The following is a 6,505-nucleotide window of genomic DNA, read 5'->3' as shown; positions in this document are numbered from 1 at the left end:
CGACCAGAAGGATCAACGACTAGAGCGCCCAGCAGTCAGAGCGCTCAGCGATCAGAACGCTCAACGGTCGGAGGAATCGGCGCCGTCCGCCCCTGCCGGCCCGGAAGCCCGAGTACCGAGGTCGGGGTGAAGCAGCGCGAGGTCGGGATCCATCCCACCGAGCGTCGAGACCTCATAGGCGATGCGGTACGACTGGGTGAGAACCTGCACCGGCAACAGAAGCACGAGCAGGAGCGCAGACCCGGCGAGCACCGCGAGCCCGATTGCCGCCGCCCCGGCTGCGGTTCCAACCAGCGCGCCAAGTCCACCGAGAGCGACGGCCACGAGGAGGAGCACGAGGCCGGCGACCGTGGCCACGAGCGCGAAGGCGAACACGGCCGCGATCCCCGCGACGACCGAAAGCCCCAGCGAGACGACGAAGTGGACGAGAAGATAGACCACCAGTTCCGTCCACTCGGCGCGCAGCGTTGTCCAGAACCGACTCCATCCCCCGAGAACCCCGGTCTCCTCGACGATCATGGTCGGCACGACGAACTCGTAGGTGAAGCGAAGCGCGAGTACGGCGACTGCGACGAACGCGGCGCCGAGAACTCCCAGAACGACGGCCGTACCGACCGATAGCGACCCGAGCGTTCCGGCTACCGCGTCGACCGGCTCCCACCCGATCGGAGCGTCCCCAGCGACCGTAACGAACGCCGCGAGCGCGACGGGCGCCGCCGCTGCGATGCTCAGCGTCGCGGTAAACAGAAACAGCCCGATCGATTGGCGGAGCCGTGCGAGGAACGGCCGCCAGATCCGGACCTCGTTCGTGCGGATGGCGTCGTAGAAGACCAGCCGCAGTGACAGCGAGACGACCGAGACCGCGACGATCAGCAGGCCGATTCCGACCGCGACGACTGCGAGCGTCCCCGGATCGATCGACCCTGCGGACCGCTCGATAGTCGCGGGGTTCGGACCGACGCCGCCGACGCCCGAATCCATCCCCCGAGGCGGCGCCACGTCGGTGTCGGAGACGAATGAAACCGGAACGTTCGCGCTGGCGCCGCTTCCGCCCATCAAGAGTACGAGGAGGGCGAGTTTCGCCCAGCGAACCAGGCTGAACGGGAACAGGAACCGACGCGTGGCGTCGACCGCGTCGTCGAGGGCGGCGACGGCGTGCCAACTCATGGCCGACAGTTCTCACGGATCGCTTATATAACGTGTTGCGAACCCTCGCCGAAGTGCCGCCGAAGCCCGGCCGGAACGCATGCGGAACGCCGCCGAGGCGTCGCCGACCACAGCCCTTTACGCCGGACGGTCCGAGGCTCCGAGTATGAAAGTCCGCGGCGAGCGAGAGTGCCAGGGGTGCGGCGCTCGGTGGTCGTACTACGAGACGGGAAGCGTCGAGTGCCCGGACTGCGGGAGCCTCCGAAGCGTCGGCGTCGACGACCGCACGGCCCACACTGACGCCCCCGCGTCCCTCGACCTCAGCCCACATCGTGCCCGGTTCGGAGACGCGAGCGGGACCCTGCCCGCGGAGGGGGTCGACGACCTCAAGTCGGACCTCCGCGAGTACGTCCGCAAGCGCGGGTTCGTTCGCGGCGGAGAGCTGCTCCCGCTCGACACCGTCTACCTCGCGGCCCGAGAGCTCCTGGAGGCGGTCGACTGTTACGACCGGCTCCGCGATCCGACCGACGCTGACCGCGAGTACCTCCTCGATCTGCTGGCCGGAGCCGACGACGGCGACCGCCCCGCGACGGCGGACGTCCCCGAGCGATTGCGCGAGGCACGCGGGATGGCGGCGGCTCGCGCGGTCGACGAGTACCGGAGCGACCTCCTCGCGTTCCTCGACGAACTCGACGCCGATGGCGAAACGAACGACGCAGCCGTCGACGCCACCGAGGTCGAAACCGCCCCTGAGGTCGAAGCCGACTCCGAAATAATGAGCGACGAGGAAGCGCCCGCGCCGACGGTAACGGTCGCCGGCGACGACCCGCAGTCCCGGATCGCACCGGCCAGAGAGGTCCTCGGGCGCCTCCGCGACAGAGCGAAACGCGTCGAGGCGCTCAACGGCGACGTCCCCGTCGCGGACGCCGACGCGCTCGTCGACGCCGCCGACGCGCTCGGCGAGTACGTTCGGGTCGGGGACGCCGCGGCGCTCGAACGGGCTCGGTCGCAACTAGCCGACCGAGAGACCTGACGCGCCGAACAGAGAGATCCGACGCGCCGAACAGAGAGACCCGACGCGCCGAACAGAGAGATCCGACGCGCCGAACAGAGAGACCCGACGCGCCGAACACGTCGAAATCACGCGTGATACTCGCGGGGGCACATTCAACCGCCGCCCCATCGACTGCCGCTTATGACGCGGTTCGACGTCCACGACCACCGCCACGCGCTGAAACAGCTCAAGGACACGGGATCGACGCGACTCTGGAAGAATCGAAAGGACGTCCCGTGCCCGGTCTGTGACGCCCCGTTCGACCGACTGTTCACGACGCGGGAGATCGGAACGACATTCCCCGAGAACGACGGCGCTCGATTCTGTCTGCTCCGCGACGACCACGCGATCCACCTCTTCCGGCACTGAGCCCTCCGTCTCTCCCGGTACCGGCCCCTCAGTCGCTCGCGACCGGGTCGACGTCGGGTTCCGGCTCTTCGATGTAGCGTTCGGTCCACGTTCCTCGGGCGAACCAAGCGACCCCGATCACCGCGCCGAGGATGTTACCGAGTGCCATGCCGACCCAGACCCCCGTCTCGCCCCACCCGACGACGAAGACCAGGTAGCCCACGCTGGCGACGCGGCCGACCCAGAGCGTGAGGATCGAGATCACCATCGCGGTCTTCGTGTTACCGGCGCCGCGAAACGCGCCGAGGATCACCTGCGAGACGCCGATGAAGGCGAACTCGACCGAACGGATCCGAACGTACTCGCCGGCGTAGCCGACCGTCGCGGGCGCGTCCGGCACGTCGCCGAGGAAGGCGCCAACGATCGGTTCGGTGAACGCCACCGCGACGACCGCGACGAGGAACATCACGCCCGCACCGGTCCCGGTGGCGAGCTTGACCGACCGCGCGGCGCGATCAGCCCGGTCCGCACCGAGGTTCTGCCCCACCATCGTGTCGATCGCGCGCCCGAGCCCCATCGCGGGGAGGAACACGAGCGAGATGAGTCGGTTCCCGAGCCCGTAGGCCGCCACCACCGGCGGCGAGAACGTGACCACCATCGCCGTGAGGGTGATCATCGCGAGCGCGCTGGTCGTCTGCTCGACGCTGGAGGGGAGCCCGAGCCGGAAGATGTCGCGGATGAACCCCAGGTCGGGGACGAGGTGGCTCACCGTGACTGCGGGGCCCAGCCCGGTGCCGAACAGCAGCCAGATACCGATCGCGGTGGCGACTCCCCGAGAGAAGATCGTCGCTATCGCGGCTCCTTCGATCCCGTACCCGGTGAATCCGGTGGCCGCGAACAGCGTGGCCTCCAGCGCGACCGGGTCGACCGCGCCGACGGCCGGGACCCCCGCGAGCCATTCGAACAGCGGGTTGTCCGCGAATCCGAAGATAAGAAATGGGTCGAGAAGGACGTTCAGGACCACGGAGACGAGCATCACCGCCATCGGCGTCCGGGTGTCGCCGTAGCCGCGCATCAGCGCGGAGAAGACGAAGAAGCCGAACATCAGCGGGATGCCGGCGAAGATGACTTCCATGTAGTCGGCCGCGAGGGGGATCACCGTCGCCGCCGTGGCGGGGTCGCTCGGGAGGAGCTCCAGGGCCGGGCGCGTGTAGAAGTACCCCGCGACCCCGATAAACACCGAGAGCACGGAGACCGTGAAGATCGTCTGTCCCGCGACCAGCCCCGCCGACCGGTCGCCGTCTGCTCCCGTGTACTGCGCCACGAGAATGGCGCCCGCGGTGGTGAACCCGCCGGCGACGGCGATAAGCAGGAATATCAGCGGGAACGCGAGGCTGATCGCCCCGACCGCCTCCGCGGAGAGGCGGCCGAGGTAGAGCGTGTCGACCACGTTGTACGTCACCTGCAGCAGCTGGATGACGACGATGGGCCACGCCAGTTGGAACAGCGGCCGCACCAAGCTCCCCTCCGTGATCGATTCCTTGGGGACGCGTTCGTCGCCGTCGCCGGGCCCGTCACCGCCGGGGCTATCACTGCCGCCGGACCCGTCACCGCCGGGGCTATCACTGCCGCCGGGCCCGCTACCGTCAAGGCCGTCGCCATCGGGGTCGTCGCCATTATGAGGGCCGTTTCCGTCGACCCCTGGAGGGGAATCCGGTCGGTCCTCGGAGGGCTCGTCGCTCACTGATTTATAAGTGAACGGCTCGGTCAATCAGGCTTCCGATTCCGGCGGTCCGCGTGGTGCGGTGGTCTCAGACGCCGTCGCCGCCCGTCGGCCGATCGCCTTCCGTGCTGTCGCTGACGGCTTTCTCACCGTCCGACCGGTCGTCTTCGAGGTCGTCGGCCGGGGAGTCGCCGTCGACTGTGCGGCCGCCCCGCGTGCCGTCGTCGACGGGGTTGTCACCCGCCCGCTCGCCGGCCGGGCGCCCGTCCTCCGGACCCCCCACCCGCGCGACGCCGGAGGTGTCGTCGAAGACGAGATGGCGGTGCGGGTACGCCATCTCGACGTCGGCGTCGGTGAGGCGCTCGCGAATCCGGGTGTTCACGTCCGACTGCACCTTCGCGAGCTTGTACGGCTTCTTCACCCAGTACCGGAGCCGGAGCAGGATCCCGTCGTCGCCGAACTCGTGGAGTCGGCAGTCCGGGCTGGCGACGTACCGCGCGACGCCGACGCGAATGTCCGGGCCGCCGTTGATGACGGCGTCGCAGTCTCGAGCCGCCCGCTCGATGAGCCGTCGAGCTTGTGGGATGTCGCTCTCGTATGTGACGAGCACGTCGATGGACCGCCGCGTGCGCTCGTCCTCCGCCGAGAAGTTGGTCACGTCGCGCTCGCGCATCGCCCCGTTGGGAACGACGAGGAACGTGTTGTCGAGGGTGAATATCTTGGTGTACCGGATCGTGATGTCCTCGACGAACCCCGTGGTCCCGTTCTCCAGCTCGATCATGTCGCCGATCTCGAACGGCTGGTCCGCGAGGATGAACACGCCGTTGATGAAGTTCCCGACGAGCGGAGCGAGGATGATACCGATCACGGCCGAGAACACCGCCGTCCCGACGAGCAGGTCGGTGAACTGGAAGCCGGCCGCTCGGAGCCCGAACAGCAGCGCGATGGCGATCGTCCCGACGCGGACACCGCGGACGATCGTCTGGGCGACGCTCTGTCTCGACACCCGCCGAGCCACCGGGCGGCCGATGAGCCGAACGAGGAACTTCGAGACGAGCACCCCCAGTCCGACCGAGAGGAGCACCAACGCCAGCCCCGAACCGGGGAGCGACGCCAAGCGGGAAACGACGTTCGTCACCGGGTCGAGGACCCGCCCCAGCATCGGACCGAGGAGCGTCCCCGATATCGACGCCGCGCCCGCGGGCTGTGCCATAGCAAGTCCGCCGTCGCCCACCGGAAAAAGGGTTTCTCCCTTCCTGCGGATTCGGGACGGCGTCGGGGAGACAAAGTCGAGACGACGTCGGGGAAATAAAGTCGGGACGATGTCGGGGAAATAAAGTCGAGACGGCGTCGGGGAAACAAAGTCGGGACGACGTCGGGGAGACAAAGTCGGGACAGTGTTCAGGAACTTGAGGTCGCGGACCGGGAAACCACTACCATCCAGCCGAGCGAACCCGGTACCATGTCCGAGACCCCGCCCGCGAACCCGTCGTTCAGCGTCGCGCACGATTCCGCGCCGAGCGACGTTCTCGTCGCCGGCTTCTCGTCGTTCGGCCTCGCCGGACTGACCGCCGTAGACTACCTCGTCGACGACCTCGACCTCGAGGAAACCGGACACGTCCGGATCGAGGGACTGCCGTCGATCACCCCGTTCGCGAAGGGGCGACCGCGCCATCCGATCCGACTGTACTCCGCGGACGACGTCGACGTCACCGTGCTCGTGGCCGAGCAGTTCGTTCCGCCCGCGCTCGGGAAACTACTCTCGACGGCGGTCCTCGACTGGACCGAGGGCGCCGGAGTCTCGGAGATCACGGTGTTGGCCGGGGTGCCGATCCCGCACGGTCCGGACGCTCACCGCACCTTCTACGTCGCGACGGACGACTACCGCGAGGCGCGCCTCGCGGACGAGACGGTCCCGCCGATGGAGGCGGGCTTCCTCGACGGGACGAACGCCTCGCTGCTCGAACGAGGGATGGACTCGTCGCTCGGCGTCGGCGTGCTCATCACGCCCGTCCACGCGCAGGCCCCGGACGTGGAGGCCACGGTGCGGCTCGTGGATACGGTGAACCAAACCTACGACCTCGGAGTCGACTCCGGGCCGCTGACGTCGTTCGCGGAGGAGGTTCGCAATCACTACGAGGGCCTCGCCGAGCGGATGGAGGAGCGCGAGCCGGAGGGCGGGTACGACCGGATGTACATGTGAGTACGACCCAGCCCTCGTGTTCAGATAAGCT

6 protein-coding genes are annotated in these 6,505 nt (G+C 68.3%); 3 read left to right on the top strand and 3 right to left on the bottom strand.

Annotation, left to right across the window (positions count from 1 at the left end):
- Positions 1 to 60 precede the first annotated feature (60 nt).
- On the bottom strand, positions 61 to 1,167 hold the full coding sequence (locus DJ75_RS15350; protein WP_094525297.1) for a hypothetical protein: 1,107 nt from the start codon (positions 1,165 to 1,167) through the stop codon (positions 61 to 63).
- Positions 1,168 to 1,312: 145 nt separating this feature from the next.
- Between DJ75_RS15350 and DJ75_RS15345 the strand changes: the two genes are divergently transcribed.
- Complete coding sequence (locus DJ75_RS15345) at positions 1,313 to 2,179, top strand: hypothetical protein (RefSeq protein WP_094525296.1); 867 nt, start codon at positions 1,313 to 1,315, stop codon at positions 2,177 to 2,179.
- Positions 2,180 to 2,341: 162 nt separating this feature from the next.
- Positions 2,342 to 2,569, top strand: a complete 228-nt coding sequence (locus DJ75_RS15340; RefSeq protein WP_094525295.1) for a flagella cluster protein — start codon at positions 2,342 to 2,344, stop codon at positions 2,567 to 2,569.
- A gap of 28 nt (positions 2,570 to 2,597) precedes the next feature.
- Here the strand turns inward: DJ75_RS15340 and DJ75_RS15335 are convergent, their stop codons facing one another.
- The gene (locus DJ75_RS15335) at positions 2,598 to 4,292 is read right to left on the bottom strand and encodes an MATE family efflux transporter (protein WP_094525294.1); all 1,695 of its coding nucleotides are present in this window, start codon (positions 4,290 to 4,292) and stop codon (positions 2,598 to 2,600) included.
- A 67-nt stretch (positions 4,293 to 4,359) separates the two neighbouring features.
- A complete protein-coding gene (locus DJ75_RS15330) occupies positions 4,360 to 5,484 on the bottom strand; it encodes a mechanosensitive ion channel family protein (protein ID WP_094525293.1) in 1,125 nt (374 codons plus the stop codon).
- Positions 5,485 to 5,733: 249 nt separating this feature from the next.
- Here DJ75_RS15330 and DJ75_RS15325 point away from each other — a divergent pair, with 249 nt between their 5' ends.
- Positions 5,734 to 6,474 (top strand): proteasome assembly chaperone family protein, encoded by a 741-nt coding sequence (locus DJ75_RS15325; protein ID WP_094525292.1) that lies wholly within the window; start codon positions 5,734 to 5,736, stop codon positions 6,472 to 6,474.
- The last annotated feature ends 31 nt before the right edge of the window (positions 6,475 to 6,505 follow it).

This window comes from Halorubrum sp. Eb13 (assembly GCF_002252895.1).
Classification (GTDB): Archaea; Halobacteriota; Halobacteria; order Halobacteriales; family Haloferacaceae; genus Halorubrum.
Note: the sequence above shows the minus strand (reverse complement) of the source record. Positions and strands in the feature narration are given on the sequence as shown.

Coding starts and splice junctions, on each gene's coding strand:
- DJ75_RS15350 (WP_094525297.1), bottom strand. CDS start 1,167: ATGAGTTGGCACGCCGTCGCCGCCCTCGACGACGCGGTCGACGCCACG.
- DJ75_RS15345 (WP_094525296.1), top strand. CDS start 1,313: ATGAAAGTCCGCGGCGAGCGAGAGTGCCAGGGGTGCGGCGCTCGGTGG.
- DJ75_RS15340 (WP_094525295.1), top strand. CDS start 2,342: ATGACGCGGTTCGACGTCCACGACCACCGCCACGCGCTGAAACAGCTC.
- DJ75_RS15330 (WP_094525293.1), bottom strand. CDS start 5,484: ATGGCACAGCCCGCGGGCGCGGCGTCGATATCGGGGACGCTCCTCGGT.
- DJ75_RS15325 (WP_094525292.1), top strand. CDS start 5,734: ATGTCCGAGACCCCGCCCGCGAACCCGTCGTTCAGCGTCGCGCACGAT.